The sequence below is a fragment of the Bradyrhizobium frederickii genome (assembly GCF_004570865.1).
Classification (GTDB): Bacteria; Pseudomonadota; Alphaproteobacteria; order Rhizobiales; family Xanthobacteraceae; genus Bradyrhizobium; species Bradyrhizobium frederickii.
Genome location: NZ_SPQS01000005.1, coordinates 273,209 through 290,452 on the forward strand (window position 1 = coordinate 273,209; position 17,244 = coordinate 290,452).

A 17,244-nucleotide genomic window follows, 5' to 3' on the forward strand; every position below is an offset into this window, starting at 1 on the left:
GACGGGGAGGTATCATGTCTTACGGACTCAACGCGGTATTGAAACAGGTCTCCTATTCGAACGATGCCGGTTTAGATCAGTCCGACCTCCAGCCTCCCGCGTGTGACGGAGCGCCGAGTACGCGCTGACCTCGCGAACCCTCCATCTCTGACATCGCTGACCGGACGCGGCGTTCTCGCCGAACGGCGGAGCCATGCCTGACGATGGACTCGCTTGAGGTCGCACCATGACAGACCCCCTGGCGGCAGGAATTCTGCATGGCGCTCACCACGCAACTAAATCTCTCAAGAGAAGTTTTCTGACGATGACAATGGAACAGGATCGCTGGTCACGCGTGAAGGGTCGGCTGCGCTCGAGCGTTGGCGAGGACGTTTACACGAGCTGGTTTGCACGCATGGATCTGGAAGGCGTGCAGGACGAGAGCGTGCGGCTCTCGGTGCCGACGCGCTTCCTGAAGAGCTGGATCCAGGCCCATTATGCCGAGCGCGTGCTGTCGTGCTGGCAGGCCGAGATGCCGGAAGTGCATCGCATCGACCTCACGGTGCGTTCGGCCGTGCGCCCGCTGACGCACCCGAAGGAAGCCCCGGCGCCGGTCGAGACGCGCCGCGCGCCCGCGCCGGAGCTGCGCTCGACCGCAACCGCGCCGGTCTCGGCCAACCACGACGCGCTCGGCGGCTCGCCGCTCGATCCGCGCCTGACCTTCGCGAGCTTCGTCGTCGGCCGCTCCAACACGCTGGCGCATGCGGCCGCGCGTCAGGTCGCGGAAGGCCGCCGCGGCGACCCCGTGATGTTCAACCCGCTCTACATCCATGCCGGCGTCGGCCTCGGCAAGACGCATCTGCTGCAGGCGGTGACCTGGGCCGGCAATTCCGGCAACGAGCGCAAGGTGCTGTACCTCACCGCGGAAAAATTCATGTACGGCTTCGTCGCCGCGCTGAAGACGCAGACGGCGCTGGCCTTCAAGGAGGCGCTGCGCGGCATCGACGTGCTCGTGATCGACGACCTCCAGTTCCTGCAGGGCAAGTCGACCCAGGCCGAGTTCTGTCACACGCTGAACGCGCTGATCGACGCCGGCCGCCAGGTCGTGATCGCGGCCGACCGTCCGCCGTCCGATCTCGAAAGCCTCGACGATCGCGTGCGCTCGCGGCTCGCCGGCGGCCTCGTGGTCGAGATGGGCTCGCTCGGCGAGGAGCTGCGCCACGGCATCCTCAAGTCGCGCGTCGCAGCCGCCCGCACCCATCATGCGACGTTCGAGGTGCCTGAGGAGGTGCTGCATTATCTGGCGCGCACCATCACCCATAACGGCCGCGACCTCGAAGGCGCGATCAACCGTCTGCTCGCGCACTCGAAACTCAACAACCGGCCGGTGACGCTGGAGATGGCGGAGCACGAGGTGCGCGACCTGGTGCGGCCGCAGGAGCCGAAGCGGATCAAGATCGAGGACATCCAGCGCGTGGTGGCGCGGCAATATAATGTCAGCCGCTCCGACCTGCTCTCCTCGCGCCGCACCGCCAACGTGGTGCGTCCGCGCCAGGTCGCGATGTATCTCGCCAAGACGCTGACCCTGCGCTCGCTCCCCGAGATTGGCCGCCGCTTCGGCGGACGCGACCACACCACGGTGCTGCACGCGGTGCGCAAGATCGAGGCCCTGGTCTCCAAGGACACCGCGCTGTCGGAGGAAGTGGAGTCGCTGAAGCGCCAGCTCCAGGAATAAACGCCTGGGCCGCATGGGATGTCGTCATGCCCGGGCTTGTCCCGGGCATCCACGTTCCCGGTCCAGCAGCGCAAGACGTGGATGGCCGGGACAAGCCCGGCCATGACGCCCGGAGACGGAGATTGCCGCCAACCGGCACGTCGGGCTTCGGCACGAAACATCGGTAAATCGTGGGGAACTGCCGCCCAATCCCTTGAAACGGATGGCTTTCCGCGCCACCTTGCGCGACCCTGACGGCTTTGGTCATATCGGCGGGATGGCCTCAGCTTTGGGGGCCTTGCGGTGCCGCGGCGGGCTTCTCGGCCGTCCGGCTTTTTCAACTGGGGATCGGGCGAGTAGTGCAATGAAGGTTACGGTCGAACGCGCGCAACTCCTGAAGTCGCTGGGCCATGTCCACCGCGTCGTCGAGCGCCGCAACACGATTCCGATCCTCGGCAACGTGCTGGTCCGGGCCGAGAACGCCAAACTGTCGCTGAAGGCGACCGACCTCGACCTCGAGGTGACGGAGACGCTGCCTGCGGAAACCGCCACCGCGGGCTCCACCACCGTGCCGGCGCACATGTTCTACGACATCGTGCGCAAGCTGCCGGATGGTTCGCAGATCGTGCTGGAGGCCGATGGCGACCGCGCCGTGCTGGCGATCCGCGCCGGCCGCTCGCGCTTCACCCTGCAGACGCTGCCGGAGCACGACTTCCCGGATCTGGCCGCCGGCGACATGTCGCATTCCTTCTCGCTCGCCGCCAAGGACATCAAGCGGCTGATCGACCGCACCCAGTTCGCGATCTCCACCGAAGAGACGCGCTATTACCTCAACGGCATCTATCTGCACGCCGCCGGCACGCCGAAGGCCGCGACCCTGCGCGGCGTCGCCACCGACGGCCACCGCCTCGCCCAGCTCGACCTGGTGCAGCCCAAGGGCGCCGAGGGCATGCCCGGCGTGATCGTGCCGCGCAAGACCGTCGGCGAGGTGCAGCGCCTGATCGAGGACAGCGACGCCGAGATGACGGTCGAGCTGTCGCAGGCAAAGATCCGCTTTACGATCGGCAACGTCGTGCTGACCTCGAAACTGATCGACGGCACCTTCCCCGATTACGGCCGCGTCATCCCGCAAGGCAACGACAAGGAGCTCGTCGTCGACAAGAAGGATTTCGAGAACGCGGTCGACCGCGTCTCCACCATCTCCAGCGAACGCGGGCGCGCCGTAAAGCTGTCGCTGTCGCCGGGTAAGCTGGTGCTGTCGGTGACCAATCCGGATTCCGGCAGCGCGACCGAAGAGCTGGAGGTCGAATACGCCTCCGACGCCCTCGATATCGGCTTCAACTCCCGCTACCTGCTCGACATCGCCGCCCAGATCGAAGGCAACGTCGCAACGCTCCGTCTCGCCGACCCCGGCTCGCCGACCCTGGTGCAGGACCGCGACGACAAGAGCGCGCTGTACGTGCTGATGCCGATGCGGGTGTGAGGGCGTGCTCCCTCGCCGGGGCACACCGTCCGTAGACCCGAGCGCGATCCGCATTGCTGCGCCCTCTCCCCTTGTGGGAGAGGGCAGCTCCGCTGGAGGATACAGACTCGGTCGGGTGAGGGGTTAGTGCCGCAAGACCCTTCCCATCGGCCGGTCCCCAAACATCTCCGCCAATTTGCGAAGAACATGCGGCACGCGCCGACAGATGCGGAAGCGGCGATGTGGCGCCTGCTCAGAGACCGCCGCATGTCGGCGTACAAGTTTCGCCGGCAGGTCCCGTTCGGAAACTACATCCTCGACTTCGTCTGCTTCGACAAGCGTCTCGTGATCGAAATTGACGGAAGCCAGCATGCAGAGTCGCGAAGCGATGCGGATCGTAACGCGGCTCTGTCCACTGAGGGCTTTGCCATCGCCCGCTACTGGAACAATGACGTGCTTCAGCAGTCCACTTCCGTGTTGGAGGATATCCTTGCAAAGCTTGCCGTGCGGTAAGATACCCCTCACCCGTCGCCTCACTGCGTGAGGCGCCACCCTCCCCCACAAGGGGGGAGGGGAAGAATCGCGTCCATGACGAATTATCGATGACCCCCTCCCGCATTCATCGCCTGACGCTGACGCATTTTCGCAATTATCGGGCGGCGGGGCTCGAGACGGCGGCTGACCTGGTGGCGCTGGTCGGGCCGAACGGGGCGGGCAAGACCAATTGCATCGAGGCGATCTCGTTCCTGTCGCCGGGGCGGGGCTTGCGGCGCGCCACGCTGGAAGACGTCGCCGACAACCAGGGCGACGGCTCCTGGGCGGTATCGGCGCAGGTCGAGGGCGCGCTGGGGCTGGCGACGCTCGGCACCGGCATCGATGCACCGCGGCCCGACAGCGCGGTAAGCCGGCGCTGCCGCATCGACCGCGAGCCGGTGGGTTCGGCGGCCGCCTTCGGCGACCACATCCGCATGGTTTGGCTGACGCCGGCGATGGACGGGCTGTTCATGGGAGCGGCGTCCGAGCGGCGGCGCTTCTTCGATCGCCTGGTGCTCGCCATCGACAGCGAGCATTCCAGCCGCATCAACGCGCTGGAGCGCTCCTTGCGCTCGCGCAACCGCCTGCTCGAAACCCGCAATTACGACGACCATTGGTGTGAAGCGATCGAACGCGAGACCGCCGAGCTTGCGGTCGCGGTCGCGGCCACGCGCGGCCAGACCGCAGCAAGGCTGACCGGCATGCTCAACGCGCGCGCGCAGGCCTCCGCCTTCCCCTCGGCGCAAATCGCGCTCGACGGCTGGATGGAGAATGCGCTGCTGAGCGAGACCGCGACGTCGGTTGAGGACCGCTACCGCCAGATCCTGCGCGACAACCGCCCGCGCGATGCCATCGCCGGCCGCACCACCGACGGCCCGCATCTCACCGACCTGCAGGTGATCTATGCGCCGAAGAGCATGCCGGCGCGCGACGCCTCGACCGGCGAGCAGAAGGCGCTGCTGATCGGCCTCGTGCTGGCGCATGCGAGCCTGGTCGCCGAGATGACCGGCATCGTGCCGCTGCTGCTGCTCGACGAGGTCGTGGCGCATCTCGACCCTGGCAGGCGCGCCGCGCTGTTCGACGAGCTGAAGAAGCTCGGCGCGCAGGTGTGGCTGACCGGCGCGGACCCCGCGGCCTTCGCCGAGATCGGCGCCGGAGGCGAAGTGTTTGACGTCGAGAGCGGACGAGTCTCGGCCAGAGGCTAGGCCGCCGCGTTGAACCCGCTCGTTTCCGTCAGCGACTAGCTGCTTGAGGCCGCAAGACGCGGCCATCGCGCGAATATCTCGGACACGCGCGATATCCTTGGAGCATGGCATGACGACGGTCAGGCATGGGGCGCAAGCTCCGGCACGATGGCAGCTGTTTGCGTGCGGCCTTGCGCTGTTCGCAAGCTGCCTGCTCGCGGCAAGTGCCGGCGCCTTTGTGTCGAATCTGCCGCCGCTGTTCTCGGCCGCGCTCACGCCGGATCCCGCTGCCAAGCTGCCCGCGCCGACCCGCTACCTCTATCGCGGCACCCACACCACCGTGATGCCCGGCATCGAAAGCCCGCTCCGCACCAGGCTCGAAACCACGGTGCCTGCGGAGCTCGGCGACGTCCTCGCTTTCTATCGCACCGAGCTCGGAAAGCTCGGCTGGCAGGAAAAGCCCGATGGCGCAGTGATCGCAGCCGGCCACGTCCGGCTCGCCTTCGCCTCCCCGCTCGGGCCCGCCGCACTGGAGCTCGCCCGCAAGGACAGCAGCACCTCGATCCACCTCGTGCAGAAGAACGCCGCGGCGGCGAGCCGGGCGAACATCATGCCCGAGCCCGGCCAGGCGAAACTGGTGTTCAGCAATATTAGCGGCAAGGACGCCGTGCTCACGATCGACGCGAAGACCGTCAAGCGCGCCGCCGGCACCCACGCGGTCGCGCTGGATCTGGCGCCCGGCAGATATTCCTACGAACTGAGCGTGCCGGACCGTTCAGCCACCACGAAGACCCTCGAGATCCTGGCCGGCGATGCCTGGGAGCTCACGGTCGGGCCCGACGGAGACGCCTGGCCACCGCTCCAGCTGTATTGAGCCCTGCCTGCCTGATCAGGCCCATGACGCCGCTTCGCAGGCCGACCGTTGAACCTCTCCGGTTCCCATCGCGACTTCTGGTCTGAGGCCGCGCGCCGGCGGCGCCGCAGCCTGCCCATGCGCCGGGCGACGGCCCGCGCAACATCCAGGAGTTTTGACGATGCCGATGATCCCGCTTGGGGCGCAAGTCCCGGCAAGATGGCTGCTGCTCGCCTGCGGCATTCTCGCGATGGCGAGCACCTCGCGTCCGGCAGGCGCCGCGGACGAAGGCTTCGTCGACGTCCATACGCTGCCGCGGCTGGACGGCGCAGTGGAGGACACGTCGCGCCCCGACACCTATCGCGTCATCTACACCGTGCCGACCCCGCTTGCCGCCACGTCGGAGGCCACCAAAAAGCTGCTCGGCGCCGACGGCTGGGTGCCCTATGTGTATCCGCTGGATGAGAAGAGCGCCGCGTTGACCTTCAAGAAGGGGCGGCAAGGGCTGCGCGTCTCCTTCACACAGGCGCGCGGGCGCCCCGATCAGTCCGCGGTGTTCTACACGCCGAACCGGATCTATGCGAACGTACCCTTTCCGGACGGCGCGACGGACCTCGTGTTCGACGAGACCCGGCCCTATCTCGGCTGCATCGCGCCCGGCGCGCTCGATGCGACGTCGGAGTTCTTCACCAAGGAAATGGGCGCGATCGGCTGGCGCAAGCTCACGCCCGAGACGGCGGCGCGCTGGCCGAACGCCGATCTCGGCGAAGCCATCCCGAACGGCGTGCGCGCGTTCTACGACCACCCCGATCGCGACGCGACGCACCTCTATCAGAAGCCGGTGATGCTGACCCTGACGCGGCGCGACGACGGCCGCACCCATGTCGAGATCAGGGTGGCGCCGTTCGCGCTGCCCCAAGAGCTCGAGGCCGACGATGACATGGCCGGGCTGCCGCGGCCCAAGCCGACCAAATCGGCAAGGAGCCTCGGCAGCGAAAGCTCCAACAAGCGCGAGATGTCGGCCGCCGCGATGGCCGAGCTGCCCGCCGTGCTCGCCTTCTATCATCGCGAGCTCGCCGCACGCGGCTGGCAGGAAGATGGCAGCGCGCCGCTCGCCGCCGGCGACGACGTCGCGATCAGGATCTCCAACGTCGAGGAAACCGGCGTGCTGCGACTTGGCCGCAAATATGATTTCACCATGGTCAGCCTGACCGCGCAGGTGAAGGACTCCGCGCTTGCCGCCCGCGCCAAGGCCAAGAAGGAGGCGGACGCGAGGTTCCTCGGCGATGCCTTGGGGGCGGCTCAGCAGCTCATCGCCGCCGACGAAGCCCGGCGCAAGGCACAGGCCGCTTCCCTCTCGGACGCACCGCTCACTGCGCTTGCCGACAGCACGACGCCGGTACCACTGCCCGAAAACGCCGAAGGCGTGAAATTCGAAGGCGGCGACGGCCGGCTGGAATTCTCCTCGGCGTCGAGCGTGAAGGCGCTCACCGCGTTCTATCGCGCATCGCTCAAGCCCGCCGGCTGGAAGGAGCAGCCCTCCGTGATCAACCAGCCCAACATGGCAGTGATGGAATTCGCCAGGGGCGGTAAGTCGATCTCGATGACCGTGATGCAGATGGGCCCGAAGGTGAATGTGAGCGCCAGCGGATCGGGCTTGGTGATGGCCACGGCGAAGGCTGCGGCCATCCCGGAGGTGCAGGAGAAATCCTCCGAGCCGCTTCAGCTCGACACTGAATCCCAGCTGCCCGTGCCGACGCAGCGTTCGTCGAAATCGCTTGCCACCACGAAGATACCCGGCGGCGAGGCGCCGCTCCGCCGCGAGCTGACGGCCAGTATTCCCGCGCCGCTCCAGGACGTTCTCGCCTTCTACCGTGCGGAGCTGTCCAAGCTCGGCTGGCAGGAGAGGACCGACGGCGCGGCCGTGTCCGCGGACCACGCGCAGATCGATTTCACTTCGCCGCAAGGCCCGGCCGTGCTCAAGCTCGGCCGCACCAGGGGCGAGACCACGGTCAATCTGGCGCAGAAGAACGCGGATGTCGCTATCAAGGCCGACATCATGCCGAAGGCCGGACAGGCCCGGGTGATGCTCGGCAACATGGGCCCGAAGGAGGCCTCGCTGACGATCAACAAGCAGACCGTGAATATCGCGGCCGGTGCCGGCGGCCCGCGATCGCCGAAAGGCCCGATGCTCGATCTACCACCGGGCAAGTACCAATACGGGGTGCGCACGCAGGGACAGCCCACCCGCACTGACACGCTCACCGTGGCCGCCGGCGACATCTGGGGCCTCATGGTGGGCCCAGGCGGCGACGTGCTGCCGCTGCAGATGTATTGAGCGACCACAAAGGCGGCGCGCACCCTCTCCCGTTTGCAAGCGGGAGAGGGTGCACCGCGCAGGTCGCTCCACCATCTTGGCCAAAATCCGATGCCCTGACCGGCGCCTGGGAATACCTCACGCCCCGCAAAATCCACGCCTTTCAGGGTCCCAAAACGCCCCCTCGAATCGCTTTTTTGCCGCGCCCCAAATCGGCCTTCAGAAGCCTTGAAAATCAGCCAAAAAACCCTATCTGCTCAAAGGGTTGCGGCAGCATACTTTGCGCTAGGCGCAATCCCGCTTTCATGGCACAAATAGCCTGCAAATCAGCGCCTTCTGCGCCGCTGATTCGGGCGACATTTCGAAGGCCTCTCATGACAGAACCAGCTCGGCAGCCCGCTGCCGAAAACGAGCCCTCCAATCCGAGCGAATACGGTGCGGAATCGATCCGCGTGCTCAAGGGTCTCGATGCCGTCCGCAAGCGCCCGGGCATGTATATCGGCGACACCGACGACGGCTCGGGCCTGCACCACATGGTCTACGAGGTCGTCGACAACGCCATCGACGAAGCGCTGGCAGGCCACGCCACGCGCGTCGACGTGATCCTCAATGCCGACAATTCCGTCACCGTGCGCGACGACGGCCGCGGCATTCCGGTCGACATCCACAAGGGCGAGGGCATCTCGGCGGCCGAGGTCATCATGACCCAGCTCCATGCCGGCGGTAAGTTCGACCAGAACTCCTACAAGGTTTCCGGCGGCCTGCACGGCGTCGGCGTCTCCGTCGTCAACGCGCTGTCGAGCAAGCTGGAGCTTCGCATCTGGCGCGACAACAAGGAGCACTACATCGAGTTCGCCCATGGTGACGCCGTGGCGCCGCTCAAGGTCGTCGGCGACGCGCCGGGCAAGCGCGGCACCGAGGTGACGTTCCACGCCTCGACCGAGACGTTCAAGAACGTCGAATATGATTTCGCGACGCTGGAGCACCGCCTGCGCGAACTCGCCTTCCTCAATTCCGGCGTCAACATCGCCCTCTCCGACATGCGCCATGCGGTCGAGAAGCGCGAGGAGATGCACTATTCCGGCGGCGTCGAGGAATTCGTCAAATATCTCGACCGCAACAAGAGCCCGATCGTGCCGGCCCCGATCATGGTGCGCGCGGAAGCCAACGGCATCGGCGTCGAGGCCGCTTTGTGGTGGAACGACAGCTACCACGAGAACGTGCTGTGCTTCACCAACAACATCCCGCAGCGCGACGGCGGCACTCATCTTGCCGGTTTCCGCGGCGCGCTGACGCGCCAGGTCAACGGCTATGCCGAGGCCAACGCCAAGAAAGAGAAGATCGCGCTGACCGGCGACGACTGCCGCGAAGGGCTCACCGCCGTTTTGTCGGTGAAGGTGCCCGATCCGAAGTTCTCGTCGCAGACCAAGGACAAGCTGGTGTCCTCGGAAGTGCGTCCCGTGGTCGAGAACGTGCTCAACGAGGCGCTTGCCGCCTGGTTCGAGGAGCACCCCTCCGAGGCTAAGGTGATCGTCGGCAAGGTGATCCAGGCCGCGGCTGCCCGCGAAGCCGCGCGAAAGGCGCGCGAGCTGACCCGCAAGAGCCCGCTCTCGGTCTCCTCGCTGCCCGGCAAGCTCGCCGACTGCCAGGAGAAGGATCCGGCCAAGTCTGAGCTGTTCATCGTCGAGGGCGACTCGGCAGGCGGCAGCGCCAAGCAGGGCCGCAACCGCGAGTTCCAGGCGGTGCTGCCGCTGCGCGGCAAGATCCTCAACGTCGAACGCGTCCGCCCCGACAAGATGCTGTCGAGCGAGCAGATCGGCACGCTGATCACCGCGCTCGGCACCGGCATCAGCGACGAGTTCTCGATCGAGAAGCTGCGCTATCACAAGATCATCGTGATGACGGACGCCGACGTCGACGGCGCCCACATCCGCACGCTGTTGCTGACCTTCTTCTACCGGCAGATGCGGGACATCATCGACGGTGGCTATCTCTATATCGCCCAGCCGCCGCTCTATAAGGTCTCGCGCGGCAAGTCCGAGCAGTACCTAAAGGACGAACGGGCGCTGGAAGACTATCTGATCGACTCCGGCCTTGACGACTGCGTCTTCATTCCCGGCACCGGCGGCGACCGCACCGGCCGCGACCTGCGTTCGCTGGTCGACGACGCCCGCGTGGTCCGCAGCATCTTGCGCAATTTGCACAGCCGCTATAACCGCAAGGTCATCGAGCAGGCCGCCATCACCGGCGTGCTGAACAAGGCGATCTACGGCGATCCCGAGAAGGCGGCGGCTGCGGCGCAATACATCGCGGGCCGGCTGGACAACCAGGCCGACGAGGTCGAGCGCGGCTGGATCGGGCAATACGTGGAAGGCCAGGGCTTCCAGTTCGAGCGCACCGTGCGCGGCGTCAAGGAAGCCGCTATCATCGACGACGCCTTCCTGGGGTCCGCCGAAGCACGCAAGCTCGACGAGTACACGGTGAAGCTTCAAGATGTTTATGCCCGCCCCGGCAAGCTGCGGCGCAGGGATGTCGAGCACATGGTCTACGGCCCGGTCGACCTGTTCGAGGCGGTCACCGACGCCGGCCGCAAGGGCATCACGCTGCAGCGCTATAAAGGCCTCGGCGAGATGAACCCGGAGCAGCTCTGGGAGACGACGCTCAACACCGACGCGCGCTCGCTGCTGCAGGTGAAGGTCAAGGAGGTCGACGAGGCCGACGACATCTTCACCAAGCTGATGGGCGACGTGGTCGAGCCGCGCCGCGACTTCATCCAGGAGCACTCGCTCAGCGCGACGATCGATATTTGAGACCGGCTGGTTTTAGGTTCCGATCTCTCGGCCGAGCACTCGCTGCACCTCTCCCGCTTGCGGGAGAGGTCGCCACGCTCGCAGAGCGTGGCGGGTGAGGGCTTCTTCCCCTTGGAGATTGTCCCATTGCGGAGACACCCTCTCCCCAACCTCCCCCGCAAGCGGGGGAGGGAGCGCACCGCCGTCATGACGACACCGCCCTGAACCTCACCACGCGCCGTCGCGACGAAGTGGCATGAACCCGTTGGCCGATTCCGGCCGGGAAGCCTCGTGCCATGGTCGCCACTGCTACGTCCAGTTCCGCTACCCCCTCTCGCCGCCTCGGCATTATCGGCAGCATCGTCGGCGTGCTGGCGCTGATGGCGGCGGTGCTGCCGCATTGGGTGGTGCCGATCGTTTTTCCGCCGCCGCCGGCGGACAAGGTGATCGTCGACACCGGCCATCGCATCAAGGACCGCATCGTCGCGAAGGTGAAGGGCGTGGAGTACCAGGCTCCGAAAGTCGAAAAGTCGGCTGGACGAAGCTGGAGTGAAACCGCCTCGGTCGCAGCAATCTCGCTCGGCCTGCTCGCCATCCTGTTCTCGGTTCTCTCGCTGATCTTCCGGGAAGAGCGGCTCCTTGCCGCCGTCGCCGCCACACTCGGCACCGGCGCCATCGCGATCGAGATCTCCTTCTTCATGATGGGGGCGCTGATCCTGATCGCGATCCTCTATGTGATCGGGAATATCATCGGGCTGTTCTAGCGGCCGTTTGTCACAAGCTCCGACCTCATCCTGAGGAGCCCGCGCCAGCGGGCGTCTCGAAGGATGGCCGCGGGCGACATCCGGGCCTTCATGGTTCGAGACGCGCGTTCCGCGCTCCTCACCACGAGGTCTTGCAGTTGCATCCGAATGCCTCCGAACCAGGCCCAGCACAATTGCTCCCGCGCTCAATTCTCTGTAGTTTCCGCCGAAACAGCCCCGCCCACCAACAGGACAGCGAGAACCACGTGGCGCCCATTCAATACATCGTCGAGGGCGGTCACCGGCTCTCGGGCTCGATCGAGCCGTCCGGCAACAAGAATTCGGCGCTGCCGATCATCGCCGCGGCCCTGCTCACCGAGCATCCGGTGACGCTGGAGAACGTGCCGCGGATCCGCGACACCGAGACGCTGGTCGAGCTGATCCGCTCGGTCGGCGCGTCCGCGGAATGGACTGCCCGCAATACGCTCCATATCCACGCCAAGAGCATCCGCGCCGCCGATCTCGACCCCGAGCTGTGCGTGCGCATCCGCGCCTCGATCCTGCTCGCCGGCCCCCTGCTCGCCCGCTGCGGCGAAGTGATGCTGCCGCCGCCGGGCGGCGACGTGATCGGCCGCCGCCGGCTCGACACCCATGTGCTGGCGCTGGAGCAGCTGGGAGCAAAAGTCACCGCGACCGACCGGCTCGAATTCCGCGCGCCCAGGCTTGCCGGTGCCGACGTGTTCCTGGACGAGCCCAGCGTCACCGCGACCGAGAACGCGCTGGTGGCGGCGGTCGCCGCCGACGGCGTCACGCACTTGCGCAATGCGGCCTCCGAGCCGCACGTGCAGGACCTCGCCAACTTCCTGGTCGCGCTCGGCGCCAGGATCGAGGGCATCGGCACCAACACCATGATCGTCCATGGGCCGGCGGCGCTGGGGGAGGCGACCTACCGGATCCAGCCCGACCATATCGAGGTCGGCTCGCTGATCGGGCTTGCCGCGGTGACGCGCTCTCCCTTGCGCATCACGCGCGCCGGCGTCGAGCATCTGCGCTCGATCCGCATGGGGTTCGAGCGACTCGGCATCGTCAGCCGCGTCGAGGGCGATGACCTCATCGTGCCGTCCAATCAGACATTGAAGATCCAGGACGATTTCGGCGGCCACGTGCCGAAGCTGGAGGACCAGCCCTGGCCGGCCTTCCCGGCCGACCTGATGTCGATCGCGATCGTCACCGCCACGCAATGCGAGGGCGTCATCCTGATGTTCGAGAAGATGTTCGAATCCAGGATGTTCTTCGTCGACAAGCTGATCGCGATGGGCGCGCGCATCGTGCTGTGCGACCCGCACCGCGCGATCATCGCAGGTCCCAGCCGCCTGCACGGCGCAACCATGACCTCGCCCGACATCCGCGCCGGCATGGCGATGCTGCTGGCGGCCGTATGCGCCCAGGGCACCTCCACCATCAACAATGCCGATCAGATCGAGCGCGGCTACGAGCGCATCGAGGAACGGCTGAACGCGCTCGGCGCGAAGATCACGCGCGTGCCGGAAAGGAAGGGCTGAGGCTCTTTCTTCTCCCCTTGTGGGGGAAGGTGGCGCGAAGCGCCGGATGAGGGGTTCTCTCCGCGACCGCAGTCTCGTAGGGTGGGCAAAGCGCAGCGTGCCCACGCGTCTGTTGCAATATTGGATAGGTGGTGGGCACGGCGCAAATGCGCCTTTGCCCACCCTACGGCACCGAGCTAGTGGCTGGGGCCATGTTTTCGTCGCGCGGCCGTGCTATTGAGCCGTCATGCTCGACACCGTGCAACATCATGCGCAGCCGCAAGCCGGCGTGCCGCCAAACCATCTCGCGCAGGAATTCGTCGAGACGCTGCGGCTGGCCGTGCCGCTGATGCTGACGCAGCTCGGGCAGATCGCGATGATCACCACTGATCTTGCGCTGATCGGGCGGCTCGGCGAGGCTGCGGTGGCCGCGGCGGCGCTGGCGCATACGGTCTATTTCGTCAGCTTCACCTTCGGGCTCGGATTGATGGCTGCGGTGTCGCCGCTGGCGGCGCAGGCATTCGGTGCCGGCGACGTCAGGCTGATCCGGCGCTCCCTGCGTGTCGGATTGTGGGCCGCGTTCCTGATCTCGCTGCCGATGATGGCCTCGCCGATCTATGGCGAGCAGATCCTGCTCGCGCTCGGCCAGGTGCCGCAATCGGCCGCGCTGGCGCAGCGCTATCTCAACGGCCTCGCCTGGGGCATCGCGCCGGCGCTCGGTTTCATCGCGCTGCGCGGCATGATGAGCGCGGTGAACCGGCCGCAGGCGCCGCTGTGGATCACGGTGGCGGCGATCCCGGTCAATGCCGTCCTCGTCTACGTCCTGATCCACGGCCTGTTCGGCCTGCCGGAGCTCGGCCTGTTCGGCGCGGGGCTTGCGACCACGCTGGTCAATCTCGGTACCTTCATCGCCGCGCTCGCGATTGCCGCATGGCGGAAGCCGTTCGCGGACTATCATCCGCTCGCCCGTCTGTGGCGGATCGACTGGCCGCTGATGCGCCAGCTGATTGCGATCGGCGCGCCGATCTCGTTCTCATTGCTGATGGAGTACGGCCTGTTCTCCTCGGCGGCGCTGCTGATGGGACTGATCTCGACAACCGCGATTGCCGCGCACCAGATCGCGCTCCAGGTCACGGCCGTGCTGTTCATGGTGCCGCTCGGCATCGGCATGGCGGCGACGGTGCGGGTCGGCCATGCCTTCGGCCGCAACGATCCGGCGGCGGTGAGGCGCGCAGGACTCGCCGCGGGCGTGCTCGGAGCAGCTCTCGTCTCGGCCCTGACCGTCGCGATCATCCTCGGTCGCTACGAACTGGGCCGACTGTTCTTCGGCAGCAGCGGGGCGAGCGCAGCGACCGTCGAGCTGACAGCGACGCTGCTGGTGGTCGGCGCCACCTTCTTCATCGCCGACGGCCTCCAGACCATCGTGGGCGGTGCGCTGCGCGGCCTCAACGACACCAGGATGACGCTGGTGTTCGCGGTGATCGGCTATTGGTGCGTCGCCTTTCCCGTCGGTTGGCTGCTGGCATTCCACACGGAGCTGGGCGCGACCGGCGTCTGGGTCGGGTTCTCGGTCGGCACCTTCGTCTATGCCGGCCTCCTGATCTTGCGCTTCCGCATGCTGGCGCGCAGACTGATGGCATGACCAGCACGGTCCGCGCAGTCACTCCCAATGTCGATGCCGGCAAGCTGCTGACCGGAGCGCAGTTCGCCGACGCATTTCGCGTGGAGATCGGAGCTATGGCGATGAACGCCCGCGAGGCCTGCGTCCGGATGGTGCTGAACGGGCCGCGCTGGATCGACGCCCTGCTACGCCTGCGCAACATTCTGGTGAGGCCGTTCGGGCTGAAGACATCCGGCCAGGGCGCGCCGGCGCCGGGCGGCATGATCGGCCTGTTTCCGGTGCTGAGCGAGACGCCCGAGCGGCTGGTCGCCGGCTTCGACGATTCCCACCTCGACTTTCGCATCGTGGTCGACGTTTCAGGCGATGCCGCGAGCCGTCAGGTGACCTCGACGACGCTGGTGCGCACCCACAACCTGCTCGGCCGCACCTATCTCGCGCTGATCATGCCCTTCCACAAGCTCGTGGTGCGCAACATGATGGGACGCATCGTGGAGCCTGTCCGATGAACCATGCGGGCCGACACTGACGAACACGCCGTATTCAGCCCACCGGCCCTGGAGTCCAATTGTCCCCTGCGAGCGGACTGACTTTCACGTCAGGAATGACACCGAGGTCCATGCTCGGATCGAAATGGCGCATCGTCCGCTCATTGAGGTCGATGATGCGGCCAGGTCTTAGTGGCCCCACGTCGTTTATCTTGACGATGACCTTCTTGCCCACGGCCTCGACGAGAGCATATTTCGGCCTCGCGCCAAATTCGACCCCACCAAACTTCCGGCGCAGACCCGTCTTGATGGCGGCCGTCCAGGCAGAGGGATCATAACGCTCGCCGGAGGCCGTCTTCGGACCGCCCTCCTCCTTGCCGGGCTTGAACGGATTGTAGGTGGATGCCGCGCCAATGATCGCATCGCCGGAGGCGGCATCGACGACGGCACTTGAGTGATCCCCACGCGTTTCACTTCGAGCAATGGCAACCGAAATTGCGAGCGCAACCAGGGCGCCGCAAATTGCGGCGCTCGAGCGGAATAGCATCATAAGTCCTGTGATTTTTTAGATTGCCGGTTCCAGAACTGCAAACGTGGTCAAGCGAACGCAGCAGCGTTCATCAACTTGCGCCGATCGTTTTGCGGATTCGACCCAGCCCTGGGTACGGAACCGTTGTGTGAACCGGAGTGGTCCTCACGTCGTGTTTAGCTTCTCGCCGATTAAGACAGAGATTGCGTCAGCAACATGACCCGATGGAACCTTGCGCGTGCAGCGTCAGAACACGCAGGCAGCGATCACGGTTGAGCTGTGCGATGTATGCATCGCTGCCGAAACGGGCGTTTACGATGACGCTCCCGACTCACTCCGCCACACGCACCGACTTGTCGGTTGCGATTTCCGACCATTCGCCGACGACACGGTCGAGATCGCAGAGATTCTGATGCATCTGCTCCAGCGAGAAGCCGAGCGCGAAGAAGCGTTCGGCGGTGTCGCTGGCGTGGCCGCGGATCAGGCCGTCCTGGCGCACGGCGGCAACGGCTTCGGAATAATGCTGGAGCGCGACGTGCACCGGATGGATCGGCGGCGCGCCGGCGCCTTCGCGCAAGGCGCTGGCTGCCGAACGCAGGAAACGGGCGATCGCGGTCGACACCTCCGTCAGCGGAGCAGCTAACCGCATCTGCACCTCGACCGGCAGCGGCACTACGGTGGCGCGGCCGATCATCACGACGTCATGGCGCAGCCGCAGGACGGTGCGTAGCAGCGGACCGGTGTCAGGCCCGCTCGACAGCCGCGCGGCGCGCTCGCGTTCGGCTTCGGTGCCGATCGCATTCATGCCGACCATCGCGGTGCCGATGCCGTCCTGGATCCGGTGCAGCGCGTCGTTGTCGCGGCCGCGGGTGAGGCCCGCGAGCAGCTCGGTGAAGGCGTCCGCAATCAGCTCGAGCAATTGTGCCGCCGCGGCACGGATCTGGCGCACCGCGCGCGAGGGCAGCACCAGGAACGACACCAGCAATCCCGTGACCGCGCCGACCCCGACCTCGCTGACGCGGTCGATCGCCGAGGTCAAGGGATCGGCATGATGCATGGTCGGAACCAGCAGCACGATCACGGCCGTCACCGTGGCCGCGCTGAGGCTCGGATTGATCGCAGCGATGAAGGCGAGCGGGGCGACCGAGAGCACCAGGAGCCCCAACAGTCCCGCCTCGCTGGAATAGGGGATCAGGATCGCGATGGCGCCGCCATAGATCGCGCCGCCGATGGTGCCGAGCATGTAGTCGCGCGTCGCCTTCAGCGAGCGGCCGACGCTCATCTGGGTCACGATCAGCGAGGTCAGCACCGCCCAGAGCGGCAGCAACAGATGCAGCGCGGTGGCGAGCGCATAGGCCGCGGTCGCGGCGACGGTGACCCGGATCGCCAAACCCAGTTGCGTTCGCCGCGACCTGATCCGGTCGAGCAGCTCCCTTGCGAATGCCATCGTCTGAAGTCCCGATCCTCTCGAGGGCAGGCAAAAGCATGGCTGA

General features: G+C 66.4%; 13 protein-coding genes. 11 read left to right on the top strand and 2 right to left on the bottom strand.

Annotated features, from left to right (window positions below; translation table 11 throughout):
* The first annotated feature begins 304 nt into the window (after nucleotides 1-304).
* The 11 genes from dnaA to E4K64_RS11100 all read left to right on the top strand — a co-directional run bounded on the left by dnaA (nucleotide 305) and on the right by E4K64_RS11100 (nucleotide 15,243).
* Entirely contained in the window at nucleotides 305-1,714 is a 1,410-nt protein-coding gene (gene dnaA / locus E4K64_RS11045) for a chromosomal replication initiator protein DnaA (RefSeq protein ID WP_135163533.1), read from the top strand.
* Between the two features lie 343 nt (nucleotides 1,715-2,057).
* Nucleotides 2,058-3,176, top strand: a complete 1,119-nt coding sequence (dnaN, locus tag E4K64_RS11050; protein WP_135163534.1) for a DNA polymerase III subunit beta — start codon at nucleotides 2,058-2,060, stop codon at nucleotides 3,174-3,176.
* Nucleotides 3,177-3,302: 126 nt separating this feature from the next.
* On the top strand, nucleotides 3,303-3,668 hold the full coding sequence (locus E4K64_RS11055) for an endonuclease domain-containing protein (protein ID WP_135163535.1): 366 nt from the start codon (nucleotides 3,303-3,305) through the stop codon (nucleotides 3,666-3,668).
* An 89-nt stretch (nucleotides 3,669-3,757) separates the two neighbouring features.
* Nucleotides 3,758-4,894: a DNA replication/repair protein RecF gene (gene recF, locus E4K64_RS11060; RefSeq protein ID WP_135163536.1), complete on the top strand. Its 1,137-nt coding sequence runs from the start codon at nucleotides 3,758-3,760 to the stop codon at nucleotides 4,892-4,894.
* A 109-nt stretch (nucleotides 4,895-5,003) separates the two neighbouring features.
* Complete coding sequence (locus E4K64_RS11065; RefSeq protein ID WP_135163537.1) at nucleotides 5,004-5,747, top strand: hypothetical protein; 744 nt, start codon at nucleotides 5,004-5,006, stop codon at nucleotides 5,745-5,747.
* A gap of 160 nt (nucleotides 5,748-5,907) precedes the next feature.
* A complete protein-coding gene (locus tag E4K64_RS11070; RefSeq protein ID WP_135163538.1) occupies nucleotides 5,908-8,064 on the top strand; it encodes a hypothetical protein in 2,157 nt (718 codons plus the stop codon).
* A gap of 353 nt (nucleotides 8,065-8,417) precedes the next feature.
* Nucleotides 8,418-10,853, top strand: coding sequence for a DNA topoisomerase (ATP-hydrolyzing) subunit B (gene gyrB, locus E4K64_RS11075; RefSeq protein ID WP_135163539.1), 2,436 nt, complete (start codon nucleotides 8,418-8,420; stop codon nucleotides 10,851-10,853).
* Between the two features lie 275 nt (nucleotides 10,854-11,128).
* Nucleotides 11,129-11,596, top strand: coding sequence for a hypothetical protein (locus tag E4K64_RS11080; protein ID WP_135163540.1), 468 nt, complete (start codon nucleotides 11,129-11,131; stop codon nucleotides 11,594-11,596).
* 245 nt (nucleotides 11,597-11,841) lie between these two features.
* Nucleotides 11,842-13,137: a UDP-N-acetylglucosamine 1-carboxyvinyltransferase gene (gene murA, locus E4K64_RS11085; RefSeq protein ID WP_135163541.1), complete on the top strand. Its 1,296-nt coding sequence runs from the start codon at nucleotides 11,842-11,844 to the stop codon at nucleotides 13,135-13,137.
* 226 nt (nucleotides 13,138-13,363) lie between these two features.
* Nucleotides 13,364-14,758, top strand: a complete 1,395-nt coding sequence (locus E4K64_RS11095; protein WP_135163542.1) for an MATE family efflux transporter — start codon at nucleotides 13,364-13,366, stop codon at nucleotides 14,756-14,758.
* Nucleotides 14,755-15,243, top strand: a complete 489-nt coding sequence (locus E4K64_RS11100; protein ID WP_135163543.1) for a DUF2867 domain-containing protein — start codon at nucleotides 14,755-14,757, stop codon at nucleotides 15,241-15,243. The genes E4K64_RS11095 and E4K64_RS11100 overlap by 4 nt, the downstream gene beginning before the upstream one ends.
* A gap of 34 nt (nucleotides 15,244-15,277) precedes the next feature.
* Here E4K64_RS11100 and E4K64_RS11105 read toward each other — a convergent pair whose 3' ends face one another.
* Both E4K64_RS11105 and E4K64_RS11110 read right to left on the bottom strand, forming a co-directional pair.
* A complete protein-coding gene (locus E4K64_RS11105) occupies nucleotides 15,278-15,772 on the bottom strand; it encodes a septal ring lytic transglycosylase RlpA family protein (protein WP_209311958.1) in 495 nt (164 codons plus the stop codon).
* 310 nt (nucleotides 15,773-16,082) lie between these two features.
* Entirely contained in the window at nucleotides 16,083-17,198 is a 1,116-nt protein-coding gene (locus E4K64_RS11110; protein WP_135163545.1) for an FUSC family protein, read from the bottom strand.
* Nucleotides 17,199-17,244: the final 46 nt, after the last annotated feature.